We start from the raw sequence: 25,894 nt of genomic DNA, 5'->3' as shown, positions 1-25,894 counted from the left end.
ATGCAGCTGAAACGATGGCTCACCGTCGGCGCGGTGGTGCTCGCGGCCGGCGGCGTGGCGGGTGCCGCACCCGCCACCGCGAGCCACCCGGTCGACCCGTCCCAGCAGAGCCTGCGCCAGCTGGGCATGCGGCACGACCTTTACATCGGCACCGCGGTCGACATGGCCGCGCTGGCCGACACCGCCGACCCGCAGTACCGGGAGATCGTGTCCCGGGAGTTCTCCACGGTCACCGCGGAGAACGTGATGAAGTGGGAGACCCTCGAACCGACGCGGGGCACCTACAACTTCGGCCCCGCCGACGAGCTGATCGCGTTCGCCAAGCGCAACAACCAGAAGGTCCGCGGTCACGTGCTGGTCTGGCAGAACCAGCTCCCGTCCTGGCTCACGACCGGAGTCAGCAACGGCACGATCAGCAAGGACGAGCTGCGCGACATCCTGCGCAACCACATCACCACCGTGGTCAAGCACTTCAAGGGCAAGATCTGGCAGTGGGACGTGGTCAACGAGGCCGTCAGCGACCCGTGGGACACCCCGTCCACGTTGCACTACAAGGGTTTCTGGGCACAGAACCTGGGGCCCGGCTATATCGCCGACGCGTTCCGCTGGGCTCGCGCCGCCGACCCGAAGGCACTGCTGTTCTACAACGACTACAACATCGAGGCGTTCGGCTCGGGCGATCCGGCCAACGACAAGACTCAGTTCGTGTACGACATGGCCAAGGCGCTGCTGCGCGACCGCGTGCCGATCGACGGCATCGGCAGCCAGGGGCACCTCGGCACCCAGTACGGCAACTACGACACCATCCAGGTGGCGGCGGCGTTGAAGAAGTTCGCCGGGCTGGGCCTGGCCACCGCCTTCACCGAGGTCGACGTCCGCAGCCAGATGACGGCCGGCGTGCAGGCCGGCGACAGCAACGAGATCAACCCCCGCCTGCAGGCGTCGGCGGCCAACTACAGCGTGCTGCTGCAGGCCTGTCTCGCCGATCCGCACTGTCTCTCGTACACCGTCTGGGGGTTCACCGACAAGCACTCGTGGGTGCCCGGCTGGTTCTCCAACCCGCCCGAGGGCATGGCCACCATCATGGACGAGAACTACCAGCCGAAGCGGGCGTACAACCTGATGAAGGCGGACCTCATCCATAGTGGACCGCCGTACGTACAGCCGCGCATCCCGCAGAAGCCGCGCCGCTGATGCGCACGCTGATGGGAATGGCCGTCGCCGTGGGCCTCGTCCTCGGCGCGGCCGGGCCGGCCGCCGCGCACGGGCGGGTCAGTGCCGACATCGTCACGGCCGCCCGCGGGCACGGCAACGTCGTCAGCCTCACCTTCGACGACGGGCCCAACCCGCCCGACACCCTGCGGCTGCTCGACGTGCTGCGCGAGCACCGTGTCAAGGCCGTGTTCTGCCTGTGGGGCGACCACGTGGTCGAACACCCCGAGGTGGCCCGGGCCATCGCCCGGGCGGGACACACGCTGTGCAACCACAGCATGCACCACGACGACCTGAGCACCTGGACGCCGGAACAGATCGCGGCCGACCTTCGGGAGACCAACGCCGCGATCCGGCGGGCGGTGCCGCACGCCCGGATCCCCTACTTCCGCGCGCCGTACGGCGCCTGGGGAGCCAGCGCGGACGTGTCGGCGTCGCTCGGGATGCGCCCGCTGGGCTGGCGGTACGACATCGCCGACTGGGAACCACCCGGCACGGACGTGCTGGTCCAGCGCCTCCTGGACCGGCTGACACCGGGCGCGGTCGTCCTGGCACACGACGGCGGCGGCGACCGGAGCCAGACCGTCGAGGCCGTCGACCGGGTGATCCCGGTGCTGAAGGCGCAGCGCTGGCGGTTCACGCTGCCGGAAGGTTGCTGAACCGCGGGTAAGGAGGCGGAAGGGACCCTATCGGCCGGGGCCCCTTCCGCCCACCGCGGTCGTCGCCCGGAAGCGACGCCGCACCCCGCGACAAGCGACGTAGACCGCGCGCCCGCTCGGCAGACGGGGCCGGCTGTCGTCCATAGCGTCGACTCCACCGCGGCGATCGTCGCCGCGACCGAAGTGGAGGACGCATGTCGCGTACGAAAGTCACCACAGGAACCCTCATCGCGCTCGTCTGGGCGGCCATGATGTCGTTCGGCGGTGTCGCCGCCGAGACCGTGATGCTCTATCCGAACATCTTCGGGGACGCGCCCGCGTCGCTGGACCGGGCGCGGGCCTTCCTGGTCGACGGCGGCCCCAGTGACTACTTCCCGCCGTTGGGCGCCTCGGTCGTGCTCTTCGCGCTCGCGACGGTCGCGCTGACCTGGCGCGTACCCCGGATCAGATGGTGGGCCGTTCTCGCCACCGGCGTGTTCGTCAGTTGCGAGTTCCTGTTCTCGGCGTTGTTCTTCTGGCCGCGCAACGAGATCATGTTCGTCGACCCGCCGGGCACGCACACGCCGGAGTTCCTGCGCGAGGTGGCGCAGGAGTTCGTCGCCGGCCACACGGTCCGGCTCGCCGGCGGCGCCGTCGCGGCGGCCCTGGCCTTCACGGCCCTGCTGCTCTGGGTGCGGGAGAACGCCCGTTCAGTCCACCAGGCCGGCCCGGTGAGCTAGCACGACGAGTTGGGCCCGGTCCCGCGCCGCCAGTTTGGTCAGCAGCCGGCTGACATAGGTGCGCGCGGTGTCCGGGCTCAGGAACAGGGCGCGGCCGATCTCCTCGTTGGAGAGGCCACGGCCCACGTGCGCGAGGATCTCCCGCTCACGTTCGGTGAGCCCGGCGAGCGCCTGGTCGCGGGCCCGGCGTGACGGTGTGCGGGCGAGCTGGGCCATCATCTGCCGGGCCACCGACGGCGTCACCGGAGACTCGCCGGCGGCGGCCGTGCGCACCGCCGCGCGGAGGGCGTCGGCGGCCATGTCCTTGAGGAGATAGCCGGTGGCGCCCGCCCGGACGGCGTCCAGGACGTCGTCCTCGTCGTCGAACGTGGTGAGGACGAGCACAGGCGTGTCGCGCAGGATCGGGTCGGCCCGGATCGCGGCCGTCGCGGCGATCCCGTCCATGACCGGCATCTTCAGGTCCATGAGGAACAGGTCGGGCCGCAGCGCGCGTCCCCGGGCCAGGGCTTCCCGGCCGTTGGCGGCCTCGCCCGCGACGGTGATGTCGTCGGTGTTCTCGACGAGCGCCCGCAGCCCGGCGCGGACCAGCTCCTGGTCGTCGACGATGAGCAGGCGGATCACTGCTGCGCCGCCGCGGGAAGGGTGGCCCGGACCCGCCAGCCACCGGGCCCGGCGTGCACGTCGAAGGAGCCTCCGAGGGCGGTCACGCGTTCCCGCATGCCGCGCACACCGTGGCCCGGCGCGAAGCGGGGCACGCGCGCGCCGCCGCCGCCGTTGTCGTGGACGGTCACCAGCACCAGCTCCTCTCTGCAGTCGATGGTCGCGTCGATCCGGGTGGCGGTCGAGTGGCGCATGGTGTTCGTGACCGACTCCTGGATGATGCGGTAGACGCAGGCCTGCACGTCGGGGCTCGCGTTCACCTCGTCGTCGACGGTCAGGGTCACCTCGTAGCCGGCCGAGGCGGCACCGTCGAGCAGCCTGCGCAGGTCGTGGAAGGTCGGGTTGACCAGCGGGTCGTCACCGGCGGACCGCAGCACCGCGACGGTCGACCGCAGCTGCGCCATGGCCTCGGACACCCCGGACTTGACCCGGTCGAGCGCGTCGGCCCGCCGGTCGGCGGCGTCGGCCTCCCGCGCGACGTCAGCGAACAAGGACGCCACGGACAACGAGTGCCCCATGGAGTCGTGCAGCTCGCGGGCCAACCTGAGCTGGTGCTCGCGTGCGTCCGCCGCGGTGTCCATGGCGGTCTGGCGGGTGACGAGCCGCACCACCTGGTCGGTCCGGCGCTGGAGGTCGCGGCGGGCGCGGACGCTGTAACCGAGGGCGATGACGGCGGCGATCAACGCGGCGTGACCCAGCAGCTCGTAGCCGAGGACGAACGACGCCGACTGCCCCGACGCGAGCCGGAACGCGGTCGACGCGGCCAGGACGACCGCGCCGGTCAAGGCGGACGCGCGCAGGTAGCCGGCCTCGGTGGCCGAGAACAGGGCGGCCGAGATGGGCAACGCCACCCCGATGGCCGGATAGCCCGCGATGTAGTAGGTGAAGAAACCGAGCGCGGTCAGCACCAGGACCACCCGCGGCATCGACCGCCGGACCAGCATCAACGCGCCCAGGCCGACCGCCCACAGGTAGGCGAGGAGGTCCGGGGACCGTGAGCCGGCCTGGTTCGCCGAGACGACCACCGACAGCACCGCGGTGACGCCGACGAACAGGGCGGCGTCGATCCTCCGGGTCATGCGCTGATGGTAGGCATGCCGGCGCGACTCCCACGTACGCCCGGAAGCGTCGGCGCTGTCGCTCCTCGGCGGATGGGGCCGGCGGCCGGCGCTCATACGGTCGGATCCATGAATGACAAGGGGTACGGATTGGGCCTGCCGCTCTGGCAGGTGGTCGCCCTGGCGGCGCTCGCGATGCCGCGGGTGTTCCTCCACGACGCGGGAGTGTCCGTCCCGGGGCCCGTCCAGGGTCTGCTGGTGTTCCTGCCGCCGGCGGCCTGGGTGGCCGTGGCGGTGTGGCGCCGCATCGCGGCACCCGTCGTGACGCTGCTGGCTGTCGGGGGCCTCTACGGCGTCGGGCTCGCGGTGGTGCACAACCTCTTCTGGTCGACGGCGTTCGGCGACCGGCCACCGGAGCTGGGCGGCAACCTCGCGGGCCGGCTCGGTGGCGCGGAGGACGTGGTGCTCCGGGTCGCCACGACCACCAGCAGCCTGCTCACCGGACTCGTGGTCGGCCTGATCTGCGGCCTGGTCGCCACGGCCGTCCTGCGGCGGAAGCCCCGGTGACCGACGTCAGTCCATCGACGCGTAGACCCGGTAGGCGTTGTCCGTGGTCCGGGCGGCCAGCTCCGGACCGGCGGCCGCGCGGAACAGGGCCGCGCCGAGGTAGTGCAGCTCCGGCAGGGCGAAGCCGTCCGAGGAGTAGAGGAACTTGCCGTACGGGCAGAGCTCGAGCGCCTCCGCGAGCACCGCGCCCGCTCGCGCGCCGACGTTGTGGGTCGCCAGCCCCAGGTCCATGTGAACCGAAGGGAAGACCTGCGCCAGGTACGCGGCGTGCCGGTGGAACGGGTAGCAGTGCAGCAGCAGGATCGGCACCCCGGTCGGCTCGGCGGACCGCAGCCACGGTGCCAGCAGCAGCGGGTCGCAGGTGCTCAGGTCGACGTCCCGGTCGCCGAGTCCGGTGTGGAACTGCAGCGGCAGCGCGATGTCCAGCGCGGCGAAAGCCAGGAACCGGTGCAGGATCTCGTCGGCGATCCGGCCGCCTCCGCCGGCCAGCCACCGACCCGCGGCCGTGGCCACCGCGAGGTCCGACGGGCGTTCGTCGCCGAGGGCCAGGCCGACCCGGTAGGCGGCGACCGACTTGAACGCCACCGTCGTCGGGCGGGCCGCGGCCGCCGCCAGGGCGGAGCGGACCGCGGCGGCGAACCCGCCGGCCGACACCCCGCCGGCCAGGTCCTCGGCCAGGGTCTCCAGCCGGACCACCTCGTGCGCCCGGGCACCCGCCGCCTCGCCGAGCTCGGCCGGCGACGTGAGCGGCTCGGGCGCGTAGCCCGTGTCGACCAGCACCGCGGCGAGCCCGGCCGCGTGCAGCATCAGCCGGGTGACCGCGGCGGAGCCCAGCGCCAGCCGCCGCTCCAGGTAGGCGTCCGGCAGCGCGGTGGGCGCCAGGTCGAGCAGCGGGAAGCAGTGCGCGCGCAGCGCGTCGCCGAGCGCCGAGTCGAACAGGGTCGTGCCCGGGGCGGGCCGGTCCGCCTCGGTGAGCCGCGCCTCGAACGCCGCGCGGTCGAGATCCCGGCGGACGACGCCGTGGCAATGATGGTCCACCAGCAGCTCCATCGTCCTAACCTAGGTCCGTGGACGCCAGCGACCGGGATCGCCGGGCCGACGAGGCGCGCGCCGCCGCCGACCGGCTCGCCGCCGACGGCATCGACGGCGTCGCACTGACCTGGGTCGACACCACCGGGGTGACGCGGGTCAAGGCGGTGCCGCTGGCGCGGTTGCCGCACGCGGCCGCCTGGGGCGCGGGCGCCGCACCGGTGTTCGACACGTTCCTGGTCGACGACGGTTCGGTGCTCGGCCAGTTCGCCGGCGGCCCGGTGGGTGACCTGCGGCTGCACCCCGACCTGGGGCGGCTCGTGCCGCTGGCCGCGTCGCCCGGGTGGGCGTGGGCGCCCGCGGAACGCTTCGACCAGGCGGGTGAGCCGCACCCGCTGGACGGCCGGTGGCTGCTCCAGCGGGAGGTGGGCCGGCTGGCCGGGCTCGAGGTGCGGTGCGGGTTCGAGGTCGAGTGGTGCGTCTCGCGCGGCACCGGCGACGCGTTCGTCCCGGCGACCACCGGGCCCGCGTACGGCATGATCCGGCTCGTCGAGCTCGCGCCCTATCTGCGCGACGTGCTCACGGCGCTGGCCGCGCAAGGGGTGGCGATCGAACAGATCCATCCCGAGTACGCGCACGGCCAGTTCGAGGTCGCGATCGCGCCGGACGACCCGGTGGGCGCCGCGGACACGGTCGTCCTGGTGCAGGAGACGATCCGTGGGGTCAGCGCCGCGCACGGCCTGCGACCGACGTTCGCGCCGAAGGTGGTCGCGGGCGCCGTCGGCAACGGGCGGCACGTGCATCTCAGCGTGCTGCGCGACGGCGTGAGCCTGATGTCCGGCGGCGGCGGGCGGGTCGGTCTCGACCGCGACGGCGAGGCGTTCGTCGCCGGGATCCTGAGCCGGCTGCCGGCCCTGCTCGCGCTCGGTGCCCCGTCCGTGGCGTCCTACCTGCGCCTGCTGCCGTCGCTCTGGGCCGGCGCGTACGCGTGCTGGGGTGTCGAGAACCGCGAGGCGGCGCTGCGGATGATCACCGGGCCGGCGGCCAACCTCGAGGTGAAGTGCGTCGACGCGGCCGCCAATCCCTATCTGCTGCTCGCCGGCCTGCTGGCGGCTGGCCGAGCCGGCGTCGTGGACGGCGCCCTGCTGCCCGAGCCGGTGCCGGTCGACCCGTCGACGCTGACCGCCGAGGAGCGCGCGGCGCGGGGCATCGAACGGCTGCCGACCTCGCTCGCCCAGGCGGTGGCGGCGTTCGAGGCCGACGAGGTGCTGGCCGAAGCGCTCGGGCCGGCGCTGGTCGACACGGTGGCCACGGTCCGGCGCGGTGAGATCGTGCTGTTCGAGAACGTCGACGACGAGACGGTCGTCGCCGCGACCCGCTGGCGCTACTGAGCGGCCACCGCACGCGCGGGGGCCGGACACCGTTTCCGGTGCCCGGCCCTGCCGCAGCGGTGTAGCTCTGTCGTGACTAGCGGACGACGACCCGAACCGAGTCGAACGCGGGGATCTGGTTGGCCCGCACCATCATCGGGATGCGGTGCGAACCGTCACCGGCCCACGCGGCGCACTGCGCCACACCGGCCGCAGCCAAACCCGGCACGGTCACGGTCACGGTGTCGGGGTTGGCGCCGCCGCCGCCGTCCTCGACCGCCTTGAAGAAGGCCGGCACCGGCGCCGGGTCCTGCGCCTGACGACCGCTGAGCAGGCGGCAGGCGACGTGGAAGTGGCCACGCTGCAGGCCTTCCTCGGTCAGCCGCGAGCTCTCCTTGTAGTAACCACCCGCGGCGGCCGGCAGGAACCGGTCACGGACGAGGTTGCGGGTGCTGACCTGGATGTCGAACGGCCGGTTGACCCGGACCGAGGCGGGCGCCCGGCTGATCAGCAGGGTCGGGTTGTCCTCGACGGCGCCGACCTCACCGAACTCGGTGGCCACGCAGCGGGGACCGGCCTGGAAGCCGTCGTGCTGCTGCAGCGCGGTGCCCTCACAGGTGTTGCCGAGGGTCTCGGGCAGCGGCGGCGGTGCGGCCGGCGTGGTGGGGCTGGTGGTCGCGCCACCGCTCGCGCCGCCGCTGGTGCCGGTGCTCGGCGTGCTGCCGCCGGTGGAGCCACCGTTCGAACCGCCGTTGGAGCCGCCGGTGGAGCTGGTCGGCGTGCTGGCCGGGCGGCACCGCTGCCGGTCGTTGTTCTGCTGGCGCTGTGCCTGTGCCGCAGGCGTCGTGGCCGCCGCCGCCGGTGCGGAAGCGTCCGCCGCCGGGGCCGAAGCGTCGGCCGCCGCGCCTGACGTGCCGTCGCCGGCGGCACCGGCCACCTCACCGGCCGGGGCGCCGGCCGGCGGGGTCGCGCCCGGGTCCTGCTCGTTGCTGTGGTCGTGCGAGGCGGGCGCGGCGGCCGACGGCGGACACACCGGCAGGTTGTTGCCGCTGTTGCGGCCTCGCCAGCTGCCCGCGAGCGACACCTGGGTGACGGCCACGAGGCCGGCGAACACCGCCAGCGTCGCGAACACGGCGATGTACCGCCGGTTCTTGCGCGGGGCCTGCCTTGTTCTGGTCATTCCGTGTCACCTTCCATGTGGACACACCGTTGCGGTTGTTTGTTCGTGTGTTATCGGGGACGGACTACGCGAAGCGTGGTGATGGTGCCGGCGACCAGCGCCAGACCGAGCACCAGCCAGATGACTGTGGGGCTGACGCCGCTCTTGATGTAGCCGGCGGCGGGAAGGGGCCCGCCCGCCGGCTCGGGGGGAAGCGGGATGTGCTGCCAGTCCACGAGGTTGGTGCTCTCCAGGAGCGTCAGGTGGGTGCTGACGAACTGGTTGGACTGCTGTGCGAGCTCGCGGACCAGGTCGTTGCGGGTGCCTGCGCGTACGAAGGCGATCGCGGAATAGACCTTGCCGTGCGCCACCCGCAACCGGTCGACGAAGATCTGGTCGAACTCGTCGCCTTCGGCGTCTTCCATTTCCTTCAACCAGAACTGCTGGTCGGCGTTGGGCTCGTCGGGGATCTGGATGCCGAGGCGCTGGGCGGCCCGCACGTCGAGTTGGTCGAGCACCGCGTGCTGGTCGGCGATCATCCGGCCGATTTCCTTGACCCGCGGGTTCTTGCCTTTCTTCACCGCCATCTCGCCGGCGGGCTGCTCCCACAGGCCGGCGAGGCGCACCTTGACCACCAGGTCGACATCGGACGGGCCGATCGGGCCGTACTTCCCGTTCTCGGCGACCGCGACGTTCGGCGGCACCGGGACGGGCAGCTTCTCCTTGTCCGGTCCCGGCGAGGGCGCGAGGTAGACCAGCTTGCTCTGGTCCTGCAGGGCGGTCATCGCGGCCATGTGCCTGGCGTGGTTGAGGTCCCATGTGGTCTGTGCCATAGCCGCCATGTGCGCGCTGTGGCTCATGCCCGCGACGTGGCCCGGGTGGCTCATCGCCGCCGGCGCCTCCCGCCGGTCGATCGCCAGCGCGGCGGTCGCCGGGAACAGCGCTACCAACGACGCGAGCGCGACCGCTCGCGCACCCAACCCGACCAGCTGCCGGACTTCCACCTTCACTCCCTCGACGTCGGCGGCCGAAGCCGCACCCGATCCGAGGGAAGACGATAAACACCTGTCAATTAGAGAAGGCTTAAGTGAAGGAAGCCCTAGGCCGCGCCTAAACGAAATTTATAGTTCGTCGACCGACTGTCCGTCAGTCGTTCCGCAGCGTGTTGGCCACAGAAAACTATCCCCGAAACGCGCGACCTCACCAGATTGACAATTCGACGCTCCGCACCATACTTGCGTTGTCCCCACTTCCCACCACGAACATCGGAGGAAGCACCGTGCGCAATGCGCAGGACAGCGTGCACATCGTCGCGGCCACGGTCGGCTTCGTGTCGCTCTTCCTCCTGTGGCTGGCGGTCCTCTGGGGTCTCATGCTCCGCAACGGCTGGGCGCAGAGCCGGATCAAGCACGCGACGGTCTACGGGATCCACCAGACGATCGCGCTGGTCGGCGTCCTGCTCGGCGTGGTGCACGGCTTCACGCAGCTCGCCGGCCCGATGGGCACGGTCAAGCTGATCGACGTGCTGGTGCCGTTCACCAACCCGTACGACCCGATCGGCATCGGTGTCGGCGTGATCTCGATGGAGCTCTTCGTCGCCTGCACGCTGTCGGTGCTGATCCAGAAGAAGATCGGCTACACGCGGTGGCGCGCGTTCCACGCGTTCAACTACGTCGCATACATGCTGCTGGTGGGCCACGTGCTGATGTCCGGCTCCGACATGGCCGCCGGCATCCGCTGGGGTGCCGTCCTCGGCTCCTTCGTCATCACCGTGCTGCTGTGGCTGACCACGACGCCCTGGTGGCTCAACTGGCGCCAGGAGGTCACCGACCGGCGCAACGGTGCCGCCGGCATCGGCGACGAGCTGCTGGTCAACGTCGACGGCAACCGGTGTGCGCGGTTCGGGTTCTGCGAGCAGGAGGCACCCAAGGTGTTCGCCCTTCGGGGTGACGGCCGTCTGGCGTACAAGGCGACGGTGCCGCCCAACCTGGCCAATGACGTGATCAGAGCCGTGGAGGTGTGTCCGGCGCGGGCGATCCAGCTCAACCGGACCGCGACCACGGTGGTTACCCAGAAGAACACTGAGCCGGCCGAGCAGCCGTTGACCGGCCCCACACGGATTCCGGCGGGCTCGGGCGCCGGTCCACGTCGACGCAGCAGGGGAGACCGATGACGCGGCGGTTCAGGCGCGCGGACTACGGGCGGATTCTGATCGTCGGGACGGGACGCGCTGGCGTCGCCGCGGCTGAAGAGTTGCGGCGCCAGGGGTTCCCGGGCGAGATCGCGATGCTCGGCGCCGAGAAGGAGGGCCCGTACGACCGTCCGTCGTGCTCCAAGGGCATCCTCACCGGCCACAAGCGCCCGCAGGACACGCGGATGCCGTTCCACGACGAGGACCTGACCTGGTACCTCGGCCGGACGGCGGTGGACATCGACCCGGACGACCACCGGGTGGAGACCGACACCGGCGAGTCCTTCGCGTACGACGGCCTGGTCATCGCGACCGGTTCGTCGCCCAGCATGCCGAAGTGGGCCGCGGACCCGGGCGTGCACCTGCTGCACAACCTCGAGCACGCCTGGTCGTTGCGGCGCGCGCTGCGCACCGCCGAGCGCGTCATCATCGTCGGTGGCGGCATCACCGGTGCCGAGGTCGCCTCGGCCGTGCGGTCGATGGCCCGCGACTGCGTGGTCATCGACTCCAAGCACCAGGTGATGGCCCGGGCGCTCGGCGAGGAGATCGGCGGCCACGTCACCGACGTGATGCGCGACGAGGGCGTCGACTTCCGGCTCGGCCACCGGGTGGCGTCGGCCAACCGGTTCAAGAACGGCTGGATGGTGCAGCTCGACGACGGCGAGAACCTGTTCGGTGACGTGGTGGTCGCGACCACCGGTGGGCGGCCGGACACCTCCTGGCTGGAGAACGCCGGCATCGACCTGTCCAACGGCGTGGCCTGCGACCCGAGCCTGCGGGTGATCGGGCTGGAGGACGTGGTCGCCTGCGGCGCGGTGGCGAGCTGGCCCAACCTTCGCTACGGGCCCACGCCGCGCAAGGCGGAGCACTGGATCAGCTCCCTGGAGCAGGGCCGGGGCGCCGCCCGCACGCTGCTGGCCGAGGACGGCGAGGCCGGCCCGGTCACGGTCATCCCCCGCTTCTGGACCGAGCAGTGGGGCCTACGCATCCAGGTCTGCGGCGAGCTCGTCCCCGACGGCGAGGTCAAGATCAGTGAGCTGAAGCGGCACCGGCGCGACAAGGCCCGCTCCGGCGTGGTCGTCGGCTACCACCGCGACGAGCGGCTGGTCGGGCTCGTGTCGGTCAACGCGGCGCACGCGTTCACCTCGCTGGCCCGCGCGATGATCGCGACGCCGCTGCCGCCCATGCAGGCGGTCCCGCTGCCGCTGCGCACCGACAACTCGGAGCGCCACGAGATCCTCGAGCGCGAGGAAATCGCCGAGCCGGCACCGCGCCGCCTCGCGTCGGTCGCCTGATCCGCGACAATGTGAATTGGTGATGACACAGGCAGTCACTTAAGAGAAAGATAAGCAAGAAAACAAGGTCGGCCGGAGCGGTTCGCTCCGGCCGACCTCATTATTTGCATCAATGGTGACCGTGGTGATAATAGTCGCCGCGGCGAAACCACATCGCGGCGAACATGGTCACGAACATCAGCACGTGGCCGCCCATCATGAGGCCGTGACCGTCTATCACGCCGAGGTGGTAGGGCACGAGCAGGAGCACGAACGGCGCGTACATCGCGGCCACCATCTCCAGGGTCCGCGGCCAGGGGTGGCGGCGGATGGTCATCCAGACCGCCATGCCGATCGACATGTTGGTCGCCATCACCAGCGTGCCGGTGGCGTCGTGTCCGGTCAGGCTGTCGGGCCACAGTGGATCGAGCGCGAACATGCCCACGAGCATCGAGACGACCATCTCCAGGTAGTGGAGGCCGAAGCGGAGGTGGTCCTTGCGGGTGGGTCGGACGGCGGTGGTCATGTCGTTGGGTCCCTTCGGATCTCGTCGATGGACAGATCCTGCCGGGACGGGGCCACGCGCGTCAGGTGCCGAAGGTCATGGTGGGGGTCATGCTCACGGCAGGAGGCCCAGCGCGCGGGCGCGCAGGGCCGCCTGGGTGCGGTCGCGGGCGTCGAGCTTGCCGAGCACGTTGGTCACGTGGTTCTTGACCGTGCCCTCGGCCAGGTAGAGCGCCGCCGCGATCTCCCGGTTGCTGCGTCCCTGTGCGAGCAGCCGGACCACCTCCAGCTCCCGCTCGGACAGCGGCACCACCAGCGGCTGCGGCTGCGGCGGCCCGTCCGCGGGCAGAGCGGCGAACCGCGCCACCACCTTGGCCGCCACCGAGGGCTGCAGCACCGACTCGCCGCGCGCCGCCGCCAGCACCGCCTCGACCAGGCGCGCCGAGGAGACGTCCTTGAGCAGATAGCCGACCGCGCCCGCGCGCAGCGCCGCGAACACGTCCTCGTCGTCGTCGAACGTGGTCAGCGCGATCACGCGCACGCCGGGATGATCGACCCGCAGGCGCCGGGTGGCCGCGACGCCGTCGAGCACGGGCATCCGCAGGTCCATCAGCACCACGTCGGGGGCGAGCGCGGCGACCCGGTCGAGCGCCTGCGCGCCGTCGCCGGCCTCGCCGACCACCTCGATGTCGGTGTGCACGCCCAGCAGCATCGCCAGTGCCTCGCGGAACAGGGCCTGGTCGTCGACGAGCAGCACGCGTACGGTCATCCCGGCACCTCGACCCGCAGCGTCGAACCCTTGCCGGGCACCGATTCGAGACTCATCCGGCCGCCGGCGTGCGCGGCCCGCTCCCGGACGCCGAGCAGCCCGAAGCCCTCTCCGTCGCGGGGTCCGGTGCCGCTGCCGTCGTCGCGCACCTCCAGCCGCACCACCGCCGGGCGGGAGTAGTCCAGCGTCAGCGAGGCCCGGCCGGCCGCGGCATGCTTGCGCACGTTGGTCAGCCCCTCCTGCGCGGCCCGGAACAACGACTCCGCGGCCTCCTCCCCCAGCGTCCGCACCGGGCCGGTGACGTCGAGGTCGGTGGGCACGCCGGCCGCCGAGGTCTCCGTGGCCAGCGCCTTGAGCGCTTCCGGCAGCGGCACGGCCGGCTGGCGCTCGCGCAGGGCGCCAACGGACCGGCGCACCTCACGCAGCGCCTCCTCGGCCTGGTCCTGCGCCTTGGCGAGCACCTCGTCGGCCCGGTCCGGCTGGCTGGCCAGCACCGCGCGGGCGGCCTTGATCTGCATCTGCACCACGGTCAGCGCGTGCCCGAGGCCGTCGTGGATGTCGCGGGCGACCCGGTTGCGCTCCTGCGCCGCGGCCAGGCGCTCCGCCTGGAGTGCGTACTCCCGCAGCTGTCTTCTCGCCGCCTGTTCGCGGAGCAGCAGCCTGGTCAGCACCGCGGCGAACACGGCCGCGGCGAGCAGCCCGAGGCCCTCGCGCAGACCCTCGGCGAAGGCCATGCCCGCGTGGAAGAACGGCACGAGCGCGACCACCACGACCACGGCCGGCATGGGCAGCAGCAGGGTGGTCTGGCTGACCAGCACGACCAGCATCAGCGTGGCACCGACGGAGGCGCCGGAACTGGTGAAGACCGCGCCGCCCAGCATGAACAGCAGCACGATGTACGCGTACCGCGGCCAGCGTTCCGGCCTGCGCTCGACCGGGCCGATGCCGAACGTCGCGGCGAGGACGAACGCGACGGCCGGCCCGAGCGAGACCGCGGACCGGTGTGCGGCGACGACGTCGACCACGAGGGTGACGAACGCGGCGACGGTCAGGGCGGCCAGGGCGCGTTTCACGCCACCACTCTCGGCTCTCAGCGCGGACACAGCAACCCTGGGCGATTCTGCACGCGACATCACCACGCCGCCTGGATCCCGGAGAGACGACATGATCACCGCTGCCCGACTCGGGAAGCGTTACGGCGCCAAGGTAGCCGTGGACGACCTCACGTTCGAGGTGCGCCCCGGCACGGTCACCGGCTTCCTCGGCCCCAACGGCGCCGGCAAGTCGACCACCATGCGGCTGATGCTCGACCTCGACCACGGCAGCGGCGAGACGCTCTTCGACGGGCGGCGGTTCGGCACGATCCGGCACCCGATGCGGGAGATCGGCGCGGTGCTGGAGGCGAAGGCGTTCCACCCGACCCGCAGCGCCCGCAACCACCTGCGCATGCTCGCGGCCGGCAGCGGCGTCCCGGCGGCCCGGGTCGACGAGGTCCTCGAGTTCGTCGGCATCGCCGAGGTGGCCCGCCGCAAGCCCAAGGGCTTCTCGCTCGGCATGGCGCAGCGGCTCGGCCTGGCCCAGGCACTGCTCGGCGACCCGGGGACGCTGATCCTCGACGAGCCGGCCAACGGCCTGGACCCGCACGGCATCCATTGGCTGCGCGACGTGCTGCGGGCGCTGGCCGCCGAGGGCCGCACCGTCTTCGTCTCCAGCCATCTGCTCTCCGAGATGTCGCTGATGGCGGACGAACTGGTCGTCGTGGGCCGCGGCCGGATGATCTACAACGGCGAGGTCGACGGGTTCGTGCGGTCGTTCACCCGGTCGAGCGTGCTGGTGCGCACGCCGCAGGCGGACGCGCTGGCGGCCGCGCTGCGTCTGCTTCCGGGCGTGACCACCTCGGCCGAGGGCGACGGCGCGTTGCGGGTCGCGGGCGCCGACGCCGCCGCAATCGGGGACGTCGCTTTCGATGCGGGAGTACGGCTGCACGAGCTGACCACGACGACGGCCTCGCTGGAGACGGCGTTCATGACGGCGACCGGCGACGCCGAGGAGTACGTCGCGCGGGGTGTGGCATGAACGACGCGCTGCGCTTCGAGTGGGTGCGGCTGCGCACCCTGCGGTCCACGTACTGGCTGATCGGTTCGGCCCTGCTGTTGAACGCCGTCATCGCGGTGATGATCGCCTGGCTGGAGCCCGACGCACCGCCGCGCGACCTGGTGGTGGCCGCGGTGACCGGCGGCGGCGCGAACCTGCCGGTCCCGATGGCCGTGGTCCTCTTGTCGGTGCTGGGGGTGCTCGCGTCGGGGCACGACTACCGCTACGGCACGATCCAGCCGACGCTGGTCGCGGTGCCGCAGCGCGCGCGCCTGTTCACCGCGAAGGTGCTGGTGGTCGGCGCTGTGGCGCTGGTCGTCACGGCCACGTCGATCGTGCTCGACGTCGCGCTGACGTTCCCGTTCTGGGCGGACGCGCCGCGCCTGACCGACGCGACGGTGTTCGGCTACCTGCTGCTCGGGGTGCTCTGGGCGGTCCTGGGCGTCGCCCTGGGCCAACTCCTGCGCGGTGTGCCGGGCGCGCTGGTGGTCCTGCTGGTCACCCCGATGGTCGTCGAGCAGCTGATCTTCCGGCTCTCGTACACGCCGGCCCTGGACTGGCTGCTGCCCGCGGTGAAGTTCCTGCCGTTCACCGCGGGCCTGCAACTGGTCAGCGCCGCGGGCGAGGCGTCGGGCGGCCTGGCCGACGAGGTCGGCCTGTTCACCCGCTGGCCCTCGGGCGCGGTGTTCGCGGTCTTCGTCGCGGCCGCGGCGGTCACCGCCGCCACCCTCTTCCGCCGCCGAGACGCCTGACGTGTAAAGGAACGGACCGTTCCTAACGCTTTCCGCATAGAAACGGTCCGTTGCCAACGCCCGCTGCAAACTTCCTGCACACCCGAAAGCATTGACGTGCGTCGGTGTAACGGCCTACGTTGCCCGAGGAAAGCGCTTTCCTATGCGAGTCCCCGCAAGCCGGCGACCAGCCCCGCCGGCGAGTCCGCAATGGAGGTCTTTTCCCATGCAACGCTCCGCTCCCGCGCGCCGCGTACGCGCGCTGCTGGCGGCCGGTCTCGGCCTGTTGGCAGCCGTCGCGGTCACGCAGGTGGTGGCCGCGCCCGCGCAAGCGGCCACCATCGACACCGGTGCCTACTACGTGATCGTCTCCAGGCACAGCGGCAAGGCCGTCGATCTCTACAACTTCAACACGGCCGACGGCGCCCCGATCGTGCAGTGGGCGCGCAACGACAACAACGCGCAGCAGTGGCAGTTCGTCGACGCCGGCAGCGGCTACTACAAGCTGCGGTCCCGGCACAGCGGCAAGTTCCTGGAGCTGCCCAACGCGACCGACGGCACCCAGCTCGTCGCCAACTCCGACAACGGCACGACCCGGCAGCACTTCGCGGTCCGCGACACCGATAGCGGCTTCGTCAAGTTCCTCAACCGGCACAGCGGCAAGGCGCTGGACGTCTGGGAGTGGTCGACCGCGGACGGCGGCCGGATCTCCCAGTACGCCGACCTCGGCGGCTGGAACCAGCAGTGGTCGCTGAACCGCGTCGGCAGCGGCGGAGGCGGCGGCACACCACCGAGCGGGCTCGTCGGTTGGGCGACCCAGGGCGGCGGCACGACCGGCGGCGGCAGCGCGGCGGCGACCACCGTCACCAGCTCGTCGGCGCTCTCCAGCGCGGTCTCGGGCAGCACCGCCCGGGTCGTCCGGATCTCCGGCACGATCTCCTGCTCCGGCATGATCACGGTCGGCTCCAACAAGACCATCCTCGGCAACTCCGGTGCGGTCGTCGCCGGCTGCGGCCTCAACGTCTCCAACGCCAGCAACGTGATCATCCGCAACATCTCGTTCCGCGACTGGGACGACGACGCGATCAACGTCCAGTACTCGACCCGCGTGTGGGTGGACCACAACAGCTTCACCAACGGGTACGACGGCGCGGTCGACGTCAAACGGGCCTCGGACTACGTGACCATCTCCTGGAACCGGGTCTACGGGCACGACAAGTCGATGCTGCTCGGCCACAGCAACGACAACGCGGGCGAGGACCGTGGCCACCTGCGGGTCACCTACCACCACAACTGGTTCGACGGCTCCGGCACCCGCCACCCCCGGGTCCGGTTCGGCAACCCGGTCCACGTCTACAACAACTACTACAACAACAACGAGTACGGCGTCGCGTCCACGATGGGCGCCGGCGTGCTGGTCGAGGGCAACTACTTCGAGGGCGTCGACGAGCCCACCCTGGTCGGCTACGCCGACTCGGCCGACGGCGCGATCGTCGCGCGGAACAACTACTTCACCGGCTCCGGCACACCGGAGAGCGGCGGCGGTTCCGTGTCCGGCATCCCCTACTCGTACACCCTGGAAAGCGCGACCGCCGTCAAGGGCAGCGTGACGGCGAACGCGGGCGCCGGACGGATCTCTGTCTGACCGGCACGCACGACCCGGCGCGGCGGCCCGAAAGTCGCCGCGCCGGCGCGGCGTCAGGGTTTCGCCGCCTCGGCGCTGTGCCAGACCACGGCCCTGTTGATCCGGTCCGGATAGCGCGCGATCATCGTGTCGTAGAGCGCCCGCGCGTCACCGCTCTCGCGCACCGCCACGGCCCAGTCGCGCAGGTAGTCGCGGGTCGCGTCGACGTCGGCCGGGCTGTCGCCGGTGCCGGGCGCCTTGTGTCCGGACACCACCGCGCGCGGGCGCAGGTCGTCGATCGTGTCCAGGGCGCCGAACCAGCCGTCGAGCCCGCCGTCGCCGGCCTCGGCAAGATAGAGGTGCACGCCGTTGTAGACGCTGTCACCGGCGACGGCGAGCCCGATCGACGGCGCGAACAGGGCGGTGGTGTGGTCGGTGTCGCTGTGCCCGAGCGGCACCGCGATCAGCCGCTCCCCCTCGGCTCGAGGTCGCCGTCGAACGGCTCGGCCACCACCGGATCGGTGATCTGGTCCGGGAACCTCGTCCGCCAGAACCCGTCCAGCAGTTCGGGCTCGAGGTGCTCGCGCATCACGTCGACCACCTCCGGCGTGGCCACCAGCCGGGCGTCCGGGAACCGCTCGAGCACGGCGGCGGCGCCGAAGAAGTGGTCGCCGTGTCCGTGCGTGACGTAGACGGCGGTCAGGTCCTTGCCGGCCGCCTCCACCCAGTCGGCGAGGTCGAGCCCCTGCTGATCGGTCAGCAACGCGTCGACCAGGACCGCTTCCCGGTCACCGTGGATGAGCGTGGCGCTGATCGGCGACCACATCTCGCTCGTCTCGCCGACGGGCAGGTCATCGGAGACGACGGGCGTCCCGGGCGCGACATATGTCTCGTATGCGAGTGTTGCCATGACGAACCCCCTCGACCCCAGGCTCGCAAACATCAGCCAGGGTCGTGGCGGTTCACGGCACGCGGGAGTCGTGGTTGTGTGCGGCCATCCAGCGCTCCTCCGGGCTGAGCCGGTTCCACGGGACGAACGTGACCAGCGTGCGGTGCTGGCCGACCGGGCACCACTGGAAGCGCAGCGGGCCGAGGCGGATCGCCTTGAGCGAGATCCCGGGCACCCAGACGGTGGTGAACACGTGGCCGTCGCGGCAACGGACCGCGACCTCGAAACGCTCGGTGTCGAGCGGGCCACGGCGCACGATCAGCACGAGCCCGATCACGATCGCGCCGACCGCCAGGGTCAGCAGGAACACCAGCACCGACGTCTCGTTCATGGTCGCCTCCTACGCCGGTGCTTACCATGCCACGACCTGACCGGGTACGCGCAACCGGACGGCGAGCTGCGAGGATCGCCCGATGCACGAGGACCCGAAGCGGCGCCGCCTTGCCGCGATGCGCGCCTGCGACCGCATCCTCTCCGGTGAGCGGCCGCTGTCGATGCGTGACCGGCTGGCCGCCCTGGACGTGCCGGACGACCTGCCCGACCTCTACGGCGACGGTCCGGTGACCGCGCTGGAGGACCGGGTCGCCGCCCTGCTCGGCACGCAGGCCGCGGTCTTCTTCCCCACCGGCACGATGGCCCAACAGGTCGCACTGCGGTTCGGCGCCGACCGCAGCGGCGGCCGGGCGGTCGCCTTGCATCCCTTGAGCCACCTCGAACAGCACGAACGCCAGGCGTACGCCCAGCTCAGCGGTCTGCGCGCGGTCTGGCCGACGACCGAGCCGCGCAACGCGACCGGCGCGGAGATCCGTGCGCTGGCCGAGCCCGTGAGCACGGTCCTGCTGGAGCTGCCGCTGCGCGACGCCGGCTTCGTCCTGCCCACCTGGGACGAGCTGGGCGAGGCGGCCGCGGCGACCCGCGCGATCGGCGCCCGACTGCACCTCGACGGCGCCCGGATCTGGGAGTCCGTGCCGCACCTCGGCCACGGGCTCGCCGAGCTCGCCGGCCTGGCCGACAGCGTCTACGTCTCGTTCTACAAGACGATCGGCGGCATCAGCGGCGCCGCGCTGGCGGGCACGGCCGAGCTTGCCGCGTACGCCCGGGTCTGGCGGCACCGCTACGGCGGCCAGGTGTTCCAGCAGTGGCCGGCGGCGCTGACCGCGCTCGCGGGCCTCGACCGGGAGCTGCCACGGATCCCCGACTACGTGCGGCACGCCCGGACCGTCGCGACGGCGCTGGCCACGCTGCCGGGGGCGCGGGTGTTCCCGGAGCCGCCGCACACCCACCGGTTCCGCCTCTGGCTGCCGCATGCGGCCGACGCCCTCAACGACGCCGCGCTGGCGCTGGCCGAGGAGGAGAAGGTGTGGTTCGCGGGCGGCTGGCGGGACGCCGGCGTGCCGGGCATGGCGCTGACCGAGATCACCGCGGCCGAGCCGGCACTCGCGTGGACCGCGGACGACGTCGTCGAGGCGGGCGCCCGTTTCCTGGGCCGGGTCGGGCCCGGGAGTTAGGCTGGAGGTCGGAGGGAGCAACCATGGCAACCATCCACCTTCATCAGACCACCACCGTGACGCCGCAGCAGTTCGTGGCCGCGCTGACCGACTTCGGGCCCGGGCGGTCCGAGATCTTCGGCCGCAGTGCCGACGGCTACCTCAAGGTGCACGAGCAGGGCCCCACGTCGGCCGACGTGACCGAGGGATCCGGCGGCATCTGGGAACGGCTGCACTACGACTGGTCCGACGTCAACCACGTCGTGCTCACCACCACCGACTCCAACACGTGGAGCAACCGGTCCGGGCACACCTACACTTTGACGCCGCAGCCCGACGGGACGACCAATGTGGACGTCGACGTCGTGCGCGACGGCAAGAACGCCAAGGGACGCGCCGTCGGTCTGCTGCTCAACTTCGCGGGCACCCGCGTCCTCGGCGCGGAGCTCGCGAAGACCGTCAAGGCGATCGAGACCCGCAACGGGACTAGCTCGCCCGGCTGAGGAACACCGCCTCCTGGCAGTAGCGGGCGACCACCGACCGGTACGGCCGGAACGGCTCGCCGAGCGGTTCCAACTCCGAAGCGGTAGGCATCGGCTCGACCTCCCAGGTCAGCGCGTAGCCCTCGCGGACGTCGAGGTCGCCGACGGGCCAGACGTCGAGGCGGCGCAGGCAGTGCATGAGATACATCTCCGCGCTCCACCGCCCGATGCCGCGCACCTTTGTCAGCCGCTCGACCACCTCGGCATCGGACAGCCTGGTGGACGGGTTGACGTCGACGGTGCCGTCGAGCACCTTGGCCGACAGGTCGCGCACCGAGAGCACCTTGTTGCGCGACAGGCCGGCCGCGCGCAGCGCGTCGTCCGACGTCGCGACGAAGCCGTCCGGTGTGAACAGGCCACCCATCGCGGCCGCGGTCCGGCCGATGATGGCCCGTGCCGCGGCGGCCGAGATCTGCTGCGAGATGATCGATCGGATGAGCATCCCGAACGGCCCGTCCGGGAAGCGTGGCAGGTAGCGGATCGGGCCCACCTTCGCCACGAGCGTTGCCAGCGCCCGGTCCCGGGCCGCGACCGCGCTGGTCGCGTTGTCCAAAGAAATCCTCGCCACCGGCCCCACCCCCGTCATCGGCCGACGGGGCAAACGTAGCTCCGTCGCGATCAGCGCGCGGCGACCACCGCCCGCAGAGCACCGACCAGGTCTTCGGCGCTCGGCGCGCGTTCCGGGTCGAGCAGCCGCTGCACCGTCAGCCCCGTGATCACGGCCATCACCAGTGCGCCGACCGCGGGCCGCGGCTCGCCTTCCGGGGCGTCGCCCAGGACCAGGTCGGTGAAGCTGGTCCGGCCGGTGTCCATCGCGGCGGCCAGGCGCTGGGCCAGCTCAGGGTTCTGGCTGGTCTGGGTGAGCACGTCGACGCTGGCGAACCAGAGTCGCGGGTTGGCGGCGATCGACTCGACGACGCCGGCCCAGACGGCCTCGACGCGCTCCAGGGGGCCGGCGTCCGGATCGACCTGGATGGCCCGCTCGAGCTCGGTCCCCCACTCGTCCATAGCCTCGATCATCGCGGCGTTGAGCAGGGCCTCCTTCGAGCCGAAGTGGTAGCCGATCGACGCCAGGTTGGTGCCGGACGCGGCGACGATGTCGCGCGCCGTCGTGTGCGCGTAGCCCCGCTCGAGCAGGCAGCGCTTGGCACCTTCGAGGAGCTGTTCCCGATGACCCACGGCGGTGAGTCTAGCCGACAGCTAAACAAGCGTCCTATACAAACGTCATAGACATTTGTATAGGACGTACGTATATTCATCGGCATGACGACCTCCGCCCCGGCCCGGCCGGACACCGCCACCCGCCGCATCCTCGACGTCGACGCCCTGCGCGGGTTCGCGCTGTTCGGCATCCTCGTGGTCAACATCGCGTTCTTCGCGACCGCCTATCCGTGGCACGGGATCGACGACCCGGCGTACGCGTCCGGTGTGGACGACGCCGTCCGGTGGGTGGTCGCGCTGGTCTTCGAGCTGAAGTTCTACCTTCTGTTCTCGTTCCTGTTCGGCTACAGCTTCACGCTGCAGACGGACTCCGCGGCCCGCGCCGGAGCCTCGTTCCGCGCCCGGATGCTGCGCCGGCTCGCGGTGCTGTTCGTGCTCGGTGCCGCGCACGCGCTGCTGTTCTTCCACGGCGACATCCTCACGACGTACGCCGTGCTGGGCCTGGTCCTGCTCGCGATGCGCCGGGTCGGCCCGCGGACCGCGATGATCACGGCGGTCGGGCTGACCGTGCTGGTCGCGTCGTTCATCGCGCTCGCCTCCCTCAGCGGCGCGGTCCCGGCCACGGACACGGCCGCCGCGCTGGCCGCCGGGCAGCGATCCACCGCGGCGCTGGCGGGCAACCCGGCCACCGTGATCGCCGAGCACCTCCGCTCGATGCCGCAGATGCTGGGGGCCCTGGCCGGGTTGCAGGCGCCGGCGGCGCTGGCCGCGTTCCTGGTCGGCCTCGCCGCCGGCAAGCGCCGCCTGCTGGCCGAAGCGCACCGGCACCGCCGTGCGCTGTCGATCGTCCAACTCGTCGGCTACCCGGTGGGCCTGGCCGGTGCGGTGGTGCTCGCGTCGACCGGCGGCACGACCGGGCTGAACATGGCCGCGGTGGCGCTCACCGTGGTGACCGCTCCGCTGCTGTCCGCGGCGTACGTCGCCACCCTGCTGCGGTTCTTCGGCACCCCGTCGGGCCACCGGGTTGCCGCCGCCCTCGCACCCGCGGGCCGGATGGCGCTGACCAACTACCTCGCGCAGTCGGTGGTCTGCGCCGTCGTCTTCACCGGGTGGGGGTTCGGGCTGATCGGCGACGTGTCACCACTGGCCGCGGTCGGGCTCGCCGTCGTCATCTTCGCCGCGCAGGCGGTGGTCAGCGCCCGCTGGCTGGCGGCTCACCAGTACGGACCGGTCGAGTGGGTCCTGCGCGCCGCGACGAACGCGCACCGTCCACGGTGGTCGCGGGCCGCCTGATCACCCGGGCGCGGCGCCCGGCCGGCCGTCCTCGACCACGAACGTGGCCCGGACGGCCGCCGGCGCGTTTGGTGTGCGTACCCAGGGCACGACCGTGAAATTGGTCGTCCACAGGCGATGGTCGAGCCGGCACGAGACGTAGCCGCGCTGGACGTTGTAGAACTTCACGTGCGGGTTGCCGGCCACGCGGGTGCGGCCGAGGTCGTCGACGTCCGTGCCGTCGCCACCGGAGCTGATCGACGTGCCGACGAGCTCCGTGGCGACGGTCGCGGAGTCCGGGTCGGCGTAGTCGGCCTTGATGTCGGCCACGAGGTTGCGGTGCCAGTCGCCGGTCAGCACGACCGGGTTGGCGACCCGCCGCGCCGCGATGCCGCCGAAGATCCGGTCGCGGGACGCGACGTACCCGTCCCAGCTGTCCATCCCGAAGCCCGTTCCGCTGTCCTGCGGCGGGACGGCCCGCGCCCCGTGGTAGAACTGCGCGACCCGGATCTGCTGTGCGATCACGTTCCACCGCGCCCGTGACGCGGCCAGCCCGTCGAGCAGCCAGCGCTCCTGCGCCTCCCCGGTCAGGGTGCGCGCCGGGTCGAACCGCTCACGCGTCTCCGGATCGGCCAGCGGGGACCGGTGCTGCCGGGTGTCGAGCAGGTTGAACTCGGCCAGGTCGCCGTAGGTGAACCGCCGGAACACCCGCATCTCCGGGCCCACCGGCAATGCGGTGCTGCGGATCGGCAGGTGCTCGTAGAGGGCGCGGAACGCCGCCGCCCGCCGTCGCAGGAACTCGGCGCGGGTGGGCGTGAGCGTGTTGCGCTCCGGCACGTCGCCGGCCCAGCCGTTCTCGACGTCGTGGTCGTCCAACGTGACCAGCCACGGGAACGCGGCGTGTGCGGCACGCAGGTCCGGGTCGCTCTTGTAGAGCGCGTACTGGGTCCGGTAGCGCTCGAGGGTCACGGCCTCCCAGCCGAGGTGCCCCGGCAACGGGACCTGGCGGGTCGCGCCGTCGCTCGGGATGCCGTTCTCGTAGATGTAGTCGCCGAGGTGGACGACGAAGTCGAGATCCTCCGCCGCCATGTGCCGGTAGGCGGTGTAGAAGCCGTCCTGCCAGGCCTGGCAGGACGCGAACGCGAACCGCAGCCGCCCGACCGGGTCGCCGACGGCGGGTGCGGTCCGCGTGCGGCCCACGGGGCTCTCGGCGTTGCCGGCGGCGAACCGGTAGAAGTAGCCGCGGCCCGGCGCCAGACCGTGCACCTCGGCGTGCACCGAGTGGGCCAGCTCCGGACTCGTCTCGACGTAGCCGTAGCGGACCACATGCCGGAACCGCTCGTCGGTGGCGACCTGCCAGCGGACCCGGACCGGGGTGGGCGGCATGCCGCCCAGTCCGTCCGGTGCGAGCGGATCCGGGGCGAGCCGGGTCCACAGCACGACGCCGTCCGGCAACGGGTCGCCGGAGGCGACCCCGAGGCTGAACGGGTCGGTCTGGAACCGCGGCTCCTTGTGCGGCCGGCTCGAGACGAACGCCCCGGTGCCGAGCAGGACCGCGGCCGCGCTGACACCACCGAGCCGCAGCAGCCCGCGCCGGCCGAGATGGTTGCCGGTCAAGCGGCGTCAGGGCTTGCGGGCGACCACGCCGAACTCGTCGACCTCGGGCGGGAGCACGCCGTCGACCTCGGGCGCGTGCCAGCGGGAGACCGAGACGGCGCCCGGCGGGACGATCTCGAGGCCCGCGCAGAAGTCGGCGATCTCCTCGGGGCTGCGCAGCAGGATCGGCTCGCCACCGACCTCGTTCCACTGCTTCACCACGTCGTCGGAGGCCGCGCCGTGGATGACGTTGGTGGCGTGGGACAGCGCGAGGTAGCTGCCCGAAGGCACCGCCGCCATGAGCTGGCCGAGGATCGCGGAGGCCTGCGCGGTGTCGGTGACGTGGTGGAGGATGCCCATCAGCGTGATGGCGACGGGCTGGTCGAAGTCGAGCGTCTTCGCCGCTTCGGCCAGGATGCGACCCGGGTCGCGCAGGTCCGCCTCGACGTAGGCGGTGGCGCCGGCCGGGGTGCCCACGAGCAGGGCCCGGGCGTGCACGAGCACCAGCGGGTCGTTGTCGACGTAGACGATGCGCGACTCGGGCGCGATCGCCTGCGCGACCTGGTGGGTGTTGTTGGCGGTCGGGAGCCCGGTGCCGATGTCGAGGAACTGCCGCACGCCAGACTCGGCCAGGAACGTGACCGACCGCTCCAGGAAGCCGCGGGAGGCGCGGGCCAGGTCGGCGACGTCGGGCAGGATGCCGAGGATCTCGTCGCCGACGGCGCGGTCGACCTCGAAGTTGTCCTTGCCGCCGAGCCAGTAGTTCCAGATCCGCGCGGAATGCGCCGTCGTGGTGTCGATCGTCGGCGCGGTTTCGTCGCCGTCGACGAGGGGCGCGTTGTCCGTCATGGTGGCCGTCCTTCCGGGCGAGCTAGACACGCGCAGCGTAGTCGCATTTGGCGTGTCGCGCGCCCCGGGGCCACCGGTGCGGGTCAGTCCGACGCGACCCGCACCGAGCGTGTGTCTACAGTGGCGGGTCGTAGTCGCTGCGCCGCTCGACGCGCCGGTACGAGACCGGCCGCTCGGTGACAACCTCGCGCTCCTCGACCGTCGGCGCGACGACCGGGCGCCGCCGACCCCAGATCAGCGCCGTCATGATGAGCCCCAGCACGCCGACGGCCATGAGAATCCAGCCGACGACGGTGAGGTCCAGGCTGCCGAGGTTCAGGTCGACAGCGAACGCCAGGATCGCACCGATCGCGATCAGGAAGATACTTGCTCCGATACCCACGCCGGTCCTCCTCGTGTTCGGGTGCCGTGCGCAGGT

29 protein-coding genes are annotated in these 25,894 nt (G+C 71.8%); 13 read left to right on the top strand and 16 right to left on the bottom strand.

Annotated features, from left to right (window positions below):
* From Air01nite_RS07220 to Air01nite_RS07210, 3 genes are all read left to right on the top strand, one after another.
* The gene (locus Air01nite_RS07220; protein ID WP_203701154.1) at positions 1-1,194 is read left to right on the top strand and encodes an endo-1,4-beta-xylanase; all 1,194 of its coding nucleotides are present in this window, start codon (positions 1-3) and stop codon (positions 1,192-1,194) included.
* A gap of 17 nt (positions 1,195-1,211) precedes the next feature.
* Complete coding sequence (locus Air01nite_RS07215) at positions 1,212-1,871, top strand: polysaccharide deacetylase family protein (protein WP_203701153.1); 660 nt, start codon at positions 1,212-1,214, stop codon at positions 1,869-1,871.
* A gap of 194 nt (positions 1,872-2,065) precedes the next feature.
* Positions 2,066-2,590, top strand: a complete 525-nt coding sequence (locus Air01nite_RS07210; protein WP_203701152.1) for a DUF1772 domain-containing protein — start codon at positions 2,066-2,068, stop codon at positions 2,588-2,590.
* Here Air01nite_RS07210 and Air01nite_RS07205 read toward each other — a convergent pair.
* Both Air01nite_RS07205 and Air01nite_RS07200 read right to left on the bottom strand, forming a co-directional pair.
* On the bottom strand, positions 2,561-3,211 hold the full coding sequence (locus tag Air01nite_RS07205; RefSeq protein WP_203701151.1) for a response regulator: 651 nt from the start codon (positions 3,209-3,211) through the stop codon (positions 2,561-2,563). The two genes, Air01nite_RS07210 and Air01nite_RS07205, sit on opposite strands and share 30 nt — an antisense overlap.
* Positions 3,208-4,329, bottom strand: coding sequence for a sensor histidine kinase (locus Air01nite_RS07200; protein WP_203701150.1), 1,122 nt, complete (start codon positions 4,327-4,329; stop codon positions 3,208-3,210). The genes Air01nite_RS07205 and Air01nite_RS07200 overlap by 4 nt, the downstream gene beginning before the upstream one ends.
* Before the next feature lie 108 nt (positions 4,330-4,437).
* Here Air01nite_RS07200 and Air01nite_RS07195 point away from each other — a divergent pair, with 108 nt between their 5' ends.
* On the top strand, positions 4,438-4,875 hold the full coding sequence (locus Air01nite_RS07195; protein WP_203701149.1) for a hypothetical protein: 438 nt from the start codon (positions 4,438-4,440) through the stop codon (positions 4,873-4,875).
* A gap of 6 nt (positions 4,876-4,881) precedes the next feature.
* Here Air01nite_RS07195 and Air01nite_RS07190 read toward each other — a convergent pair whose 3' ends face one another.
* Complete coding sequence (locus Air01nite_RS07190) at positions 4,882-5,925, bottom strand: amidohydrolase (protein WP_203701148.1); 1,044 nt, start codon at positions 5,923-5,925, stop codon at positions 4,882-4,884.
* 17 nt (positions 5,926-5,942) lie between these two features.
* Here Air01nite_RS07190 and Air01nite_RS07185 point away from each other — a divergent pair, with 17 nt between their 5' ends.
* A complete protein-coding gene (locus Air01nite_RS07185) occupies positions 5,943-7,295 on the top strand; it encodes a type I glutamate--ammonia ligase (RefSeq protein ID WP_203701147.1) in 1,353 nt (450 codons plus the stop codon).
* A 76-nt stretch (positions 7,296-7,371) separates the two neighbouring features.
* Here the strand turns inward: Air01nite_RS07185 and Air01nite_RS07180 are convergent, their stop codons facing one another.
* Positions 7,372-8,454 (bottom strand): Pecanex-like protein 1, encoded by a 1,083-nt coding sequence (locus Air01nite_RS07180; RefSeq protein WP_203701146.1) that lies wholly within the window; start codon positions 8,452-8,454, stop codon positions 7,372-7,374.
* A 50-nt stretch (positions 8,455-8,504) separates the two neighbouring features.
* On the bottom strand, positions 8,505-9,437 hold the full coding sequence (locus Air01nite_RS07175) for a DUF4142 domain-containing protein (RefSeq protein WP_239090550.1): 933 nt from the start codon (positions 9,435-9,437) through the stop codon (positions 8,505-8,507).
* A gap of 275 nt (positions 9,438-9,712) precedes the next feature.
* Here Air01nite_RS07175 and Air01nite_RS07170 point away from each other — a divergent pair, with 275 nt between their 5' ends.
* Together Air01nite_RS07170 and Air01nite_RS07165 are read left to right on the top strand one after the other, a co-directional pair.
* Complete coding sequence (locus Air01nite_RS07170; protein ID WP_203701145.1) at positions 9,713-10,606, top strand: ferredoxin; 894 nt, start codon at positions 9,713-9,715, stop codon at positions 10,604-10,606.
* Positions 10,603-11,919 carry an NAD(P)/FAD-dependent oxidoreductase gene (locus Air01nite_RS07165; RefSeq protein WP_203701144.1) on the top strand — a complete coding sequence of 439 codons (1,317 nt, stop codon included), beginning with the start codon at positions 10,603-10,605 and terminating at the stop codon, positions 11,917-11,919. Before Air01nite_RS07170 ends, Air01nite_RS07165 begins: the two co-directional genes overlap by 4 nt.
* Before the next feature lie 109 nt (positions 11,920-12,028).
* On the opposite strand, the gene Air01nite_RS07160 is transcribed toward Air01nite_RS07165, so the two are convergent.
* From Air01nite_RS07160 to Air01nite_RS07150, 3 genes are all read right to left on the bottom strand, one after another.
* Positions 12,029-12,424, bottom strand: a complete 396-nt coding sequence (locus Air01nite_RS07160) for a hypothetical protein (protein WP_203701143.1) — start codon at positions 12,422-12,424, stop codon at positions 12,029-12,031.
* Between the two features lie 93 nt (positions 12,425-12,517).
* Positions 12,518-13,171 (bottom strand): response regulator, encoded by a 654-nt coding sequence (locus Air01nite_RS07155; RefSeq protein WP_203701142.1) that lies wholly within the window; start codon positions 13,169-13,171, stop codon positions 12,518-12,520.
* Positions 13,168-14,244, bottom strand: a complete 1,077-nt coding sequence (locus Air01nite_RS07150; protein ID WP_203701141.1) for a sensor histidine kinase — start codon at positions 14,242-14,244, stop codon at positions 13,168-13,170. Before Air01nite_RS07150 ends, Air01nite_RS07155 begins: the two co-directional genes overlap by 4 nt.
* 91 nt (positions 14,245-14,335) lie before the next feature.
* On the opposite strand from Air01nite_RS07150, the gene Air01nite_RS07145 reads away from it, so the two are divergent.
* From Air01nite_RS07145 to Air01nite_RS07135, 3 genes are all read left to right on the top strand, one after another.
* Positions 14,336-15,247, top strand: a complete 912-nt coding sequence (locus Air01nite_RS07145) for an ATP-binding cassette domain-containing protein (RefSeq protein ID WP_203701140.1) — start codon at positions 14,336-14,338, stop codon at positions 15,245-15,247.
* Complete coding sequence (locus Air01nite_RS07140; protein ID WP_203701139.1) at positions 15,244-16,017, top strand: hypothetical protein; 774 nt, start codon at positions 15,244-15,246, stop codon at positions 16,015-16,017. The genes Air01nite_RS07145 and Air01nite_RS07140 overlap by 4 nt, the downstream gene beginning before the upstream one ends.
* Positions 16,018-16,222: 205 nt before the next feature.
* A complete protein-coding gene (locus Air01nite_RS07135; protein ID WP_203701138.1) occupies positions 16,223-17,641 on the top strand; it encodes a pectate lyase family protein in 1,419 nt (472 codons plus the stop codon).
* Positions 17,642-17,694: 53 nt separating this feature from the next.
* Here Air01nite_RS07135 and Air01nite_RS07130 read toward each other — a convergent pair whose 3' ends face one another.
* The 3 genes from Air01nite_RS07130 to Air01nite_RS07120 are packed head-to-tail and all read right to left on the bottom strand — an operon-like array spanning position 17,695 to position 18,900.
* Entirely contained in the window at positions 17,695-18,078 is a 384-nt protein-coding gene (locus tag Air01nite_RS07130) for an MBL fold metallo-hydrolase (protein WP_203701137.1), read from the bottom strand.
* 5 nt (positions 18,079-18,083) lie between these two features.
* Complete coding sequence (locus tag Air01nite_RS07125) at positions 18,084-18,530, bottom strand: MBL fold metallo-hydrolase (protein WP_203701136.1); 447 nt, start codon at positions 18,528-18,530, stop codon at positions 18,084-18,086.
* 52 nt (positions 18,531-18,582) lie between these two features.
* Complete coding sequence (locus Air01nite_RS07120) at positions 18,583-18,900, bottom strand: hypothetical protein (protein ID WP_203701135.1); 318 nt, start codon at positions 18,898-18,900, stop codon at positions 18,583-18,585.
* A gap of 82 nt (positions 18,901-18,982) precedes the next feature.
* Between Air01nite_RS07120 and Air01nite_RS07115 the strand changes: the two genes are divergently transcribed.
* Positions 18,983-20,077 (top strand): threonine aldolase family protein, encoded by a 1,095-nt coding sequence (locus Air01nite_RS07115; RefSeq protein ID WP_203701134.1) that lies wholly within the window; start codon positions 18,983-18,985, stop codon positions 20,075-20,077.
* A 23-nt stretch (positions 20,078-20,100) separates the two neighbouring features.
* Positions 20,101-20,559: a hypothetical protein gene (locus Air01nite_RS07110; RefSeq protein ID WP_203701133.1), complete on the top strand. Its 459-nt coding sequence runs from the start codon at positions 20,101-20,103 to the stop codon at positions 20,557-20,559.
* On the opposite strand, the gene Air01nite_RS07105 is transcribed toward Air01nite_RS07110, so the two are convergent.
* Both Air01nite_RS07105 and Air01nite_RS07100 read right to left on the bottom strand, forming a co-directional pair.
* Complete coding sequence (locus Air01nite_RS07105) at positions 20,543-21,166, bottom strand: DNA-3-methyladenine glycosylase family protein (RefSeq protein ID WP_203701132.1); 624 nt, start codon at positions 21,164-21,166, stop codon at positions 20,543-20,545. The genes Air01nite_RS07110 and Air01nite_RS07105 overlap by 17 nt on opposite strands.
* Positions 21,167-21,216: 50 nt before the next feature.
* Positions 21,217-21,777 carry a TetR/AcrR family transcriptional regulator gene (locus Air01nite_RS07100; RefSeq protein ID WP_203701131.1) on the bottom strand — a complete coding sequence of 187 codons (561 nt, stop codon included), beginning with the start codon at positions 21,775-21,777 and terminating at the stop codon, positions 21,217-21,219.
* An 84-nt stretch (positions 21,778-21,861) separates the two neighbouring features.
* Here Air01nite_RS07100 and Air01nite_RS07095 point away from each other — a divergent pair, with 84 nt between their 5' ends.
* Positions 21,862-23,052 (top strand): DUF418 domain-containing protein, encoded by a 1,191-nt coding sequence (locus tag Air01nite_RS07095; protein ID WP_203701130.1) that lies wholly within the window; start codon positions 21,862-21,864, stop codon positions 23,050-23,052.
* Here the strand turns inward: Air01nite_RS07095 and Air01nite_RS07090 are convergent, their stop codons facing one another.
* The 3 genes from Air01nite_RS07090 to Air01nite_RS07080 form a co-directional block, all read right to left on the bottom strand.
* A complete protein-coding gene (locus tag Air01nite_RS07090; protein ID WP_203701129.1) occupies positions 23,053-24,648 on the bottom strand; it encodes an alkaline phosphatase D family protein in 1,596 nt (531 codons plus the stop codon). It abuts the gene before it with no gap.
* A gap of 6 nt (positions 24,649-24,654) precedes the next feature.
* On the bottom strand, positions 24,655-25,476 hold the full coding sequence (locus tag Air01nite_RS07085; RefSeq protein WP_203701128.1) for an SAM-dependent methyltransferase: 822 nt from the start codon (positions 25,474-25,476) through the stop codon (positions 24,655-24,657).
* A gap of 115 nt (positions 25,477-25,591) precedes the next feature.
* Complete coding sequence (locus tag Air01nite_RS07080) at positions 25,592-25,858, bottom strand: DUF6458 family protein (RefSeq protein WP_203701127.1); 267 nt, start codon at positions 25,856-25,858, stop codon at positions 25,592-25,594.
* Between the last annotated feature and the right edge of the window lie 36 nt (positions 25,859-25,894).

This window comes from Asanoa iriomotensis (assembly GCF_016862515.1).
Classification (GTDB): Bacteria; Actinomycetota; Actinomycetes; order Mycobacteriales; family Micromonosporaceae; genus Asanoa; species Asanoa iriomotensis.
Note: the sequence above shows the minus strand (reverse complement) of the source record. Positions and strands in the feature narration are given on the sequence as shown.

Bases quoted from the DNA above. Each gene is read 5' to 3' on its own strand.
- Air01nite_RS07155 (WP_203701142.1), bottom strand. From the start codon at position 13,171: ATGACCGTACGCGTGCTGCTCGTCGACGACCAGGCCCTGTTCCGCGAG.
- Air01nite_RS07220 (WP_203701154.1), top strand. From the start codon at position 1: ATGCAGCTGAAACGATGGCTCACCGTCGGCGCGGTGGTGCTCGCGGCC.
- Air01nite_RS07140 (WP_203701139.1), top strand. From the start codon at position 15,244: ATGAACGACGCGCTGCGCTTCGAGTGGGTGCGGCTGCGCACCCTGCGG.
- Air01nite_RS07210 (WP_203701152.1), top strand. From the start codon at position 2,066: ATGTCGCGTACGAAAGTCACCACAGGAACCCTCATCGCGCTCGTCTGG.
- Air01nite_RS07165 (WP_203701144.1), top strand. From the start codon at position 10,603: ATGACGCGGCGGTTCAGGCGCGCGGACTACGGGCGGATTCTGATCGTC.
- Air01nite_RS07195 (WP_203701149.1), top strand. From the start codon at position 4,438: ATGAATGACAAGGGGTACGGATTGGGCCTGCCGCTCTGGCAGGTGGTC.
- Air01nite_RS07135 (WP_203701138.1), top strand. From the start codon at position 16,223: ATGCAACGCTCCGCTCCCGCGCGCCGCGTACGCGCGCTGCTGGCGGCC.
- Air01nite_RS07145 (WP_203701140.1), top strand. From the start codon at position 14,336: ATGATCACCGCTGCCCGACTCGGGAAGCGTTACGGCGCCAAGGTAGCC.
- Air01nite_RS07180 (WP_203701146.1), bottom strand. From the start codon at position 8,454: ATGACCAGAACAAGGCAGGCCCCGCGCAAGAACCGGCGGTACATCGCC.
- Air01nite_RS07085 (WP_203701128.1), bottom strand. From the start codon at position 25,476: ATGACGGACAACGCGCCCCTCGTCGACGGCGACGAAACCGCGCCGACG.
- Air01nite_RS07215 (WP_203701153.1), top strand. From the start codon at position 1,212: ATGGCCGTCGCCGTGGGCCTCGTCCTCGGCGCGGCCGGGCCGGCCGCC.
- Air01nite_RS07120 (WP_203701135.1), bottom strand. From the start codon at position 18,900: ATGAACGAGACGTCGGTGCTGGTGTTCCTGCTGACCCTGGCGGTCGGC.
- Air01nite_RS07200 (WP_203701150.1), bottom strand. From the start codon at position 4,329: ATGACCCGGAGGATCGACGCCGCCCTGTTCGTCGGCGTCACCGCGGTG.
- Air01nite_RS07125 (WP_203701136.1), bottom strand. From the start codon at position 18,530: ATGGCAACACTCGCATACGAGACATATGTCGCGCCCGGGACGCCCGTC.
- Air01nite_RS07110 (WP_203701133.1), top strand. From the start codon at position 20,101: ATGGCAACCATCCACCTTCATCAGACCACCACCGTGACGCCGCAGCAG.
- Air01nite_RS07190 (WP_203701148.1), bottom strand. From the start codon at position 5,925: ATGGAGCTGCTGGTGGACCATCATTGCCACGGCGTCGTCCGCCGGGAT.
- Air01nite_RS07160 (WP_203701143.1), bottom strand. From the start codon at position 12,424: ATGACCACCGCCGTCCGACCCACCCGCAAGGACCACCTCCGCTTCGGC.
- Air01nite_RS07115 (WP_203701134.1), top strand. From the start codon at position 18,983: ATGCACGAGGACCCGAAGCGGCGCCGCCTTGCCGCGATGCGCGCCTGC.
- Air01nite_RS07095 (WP_203701130.1), top strand. From the start codon at position 21,862: ATGACGACCTCCGCCCCGGCCCGGCCGGACACCGCCACCCGCCGCATC.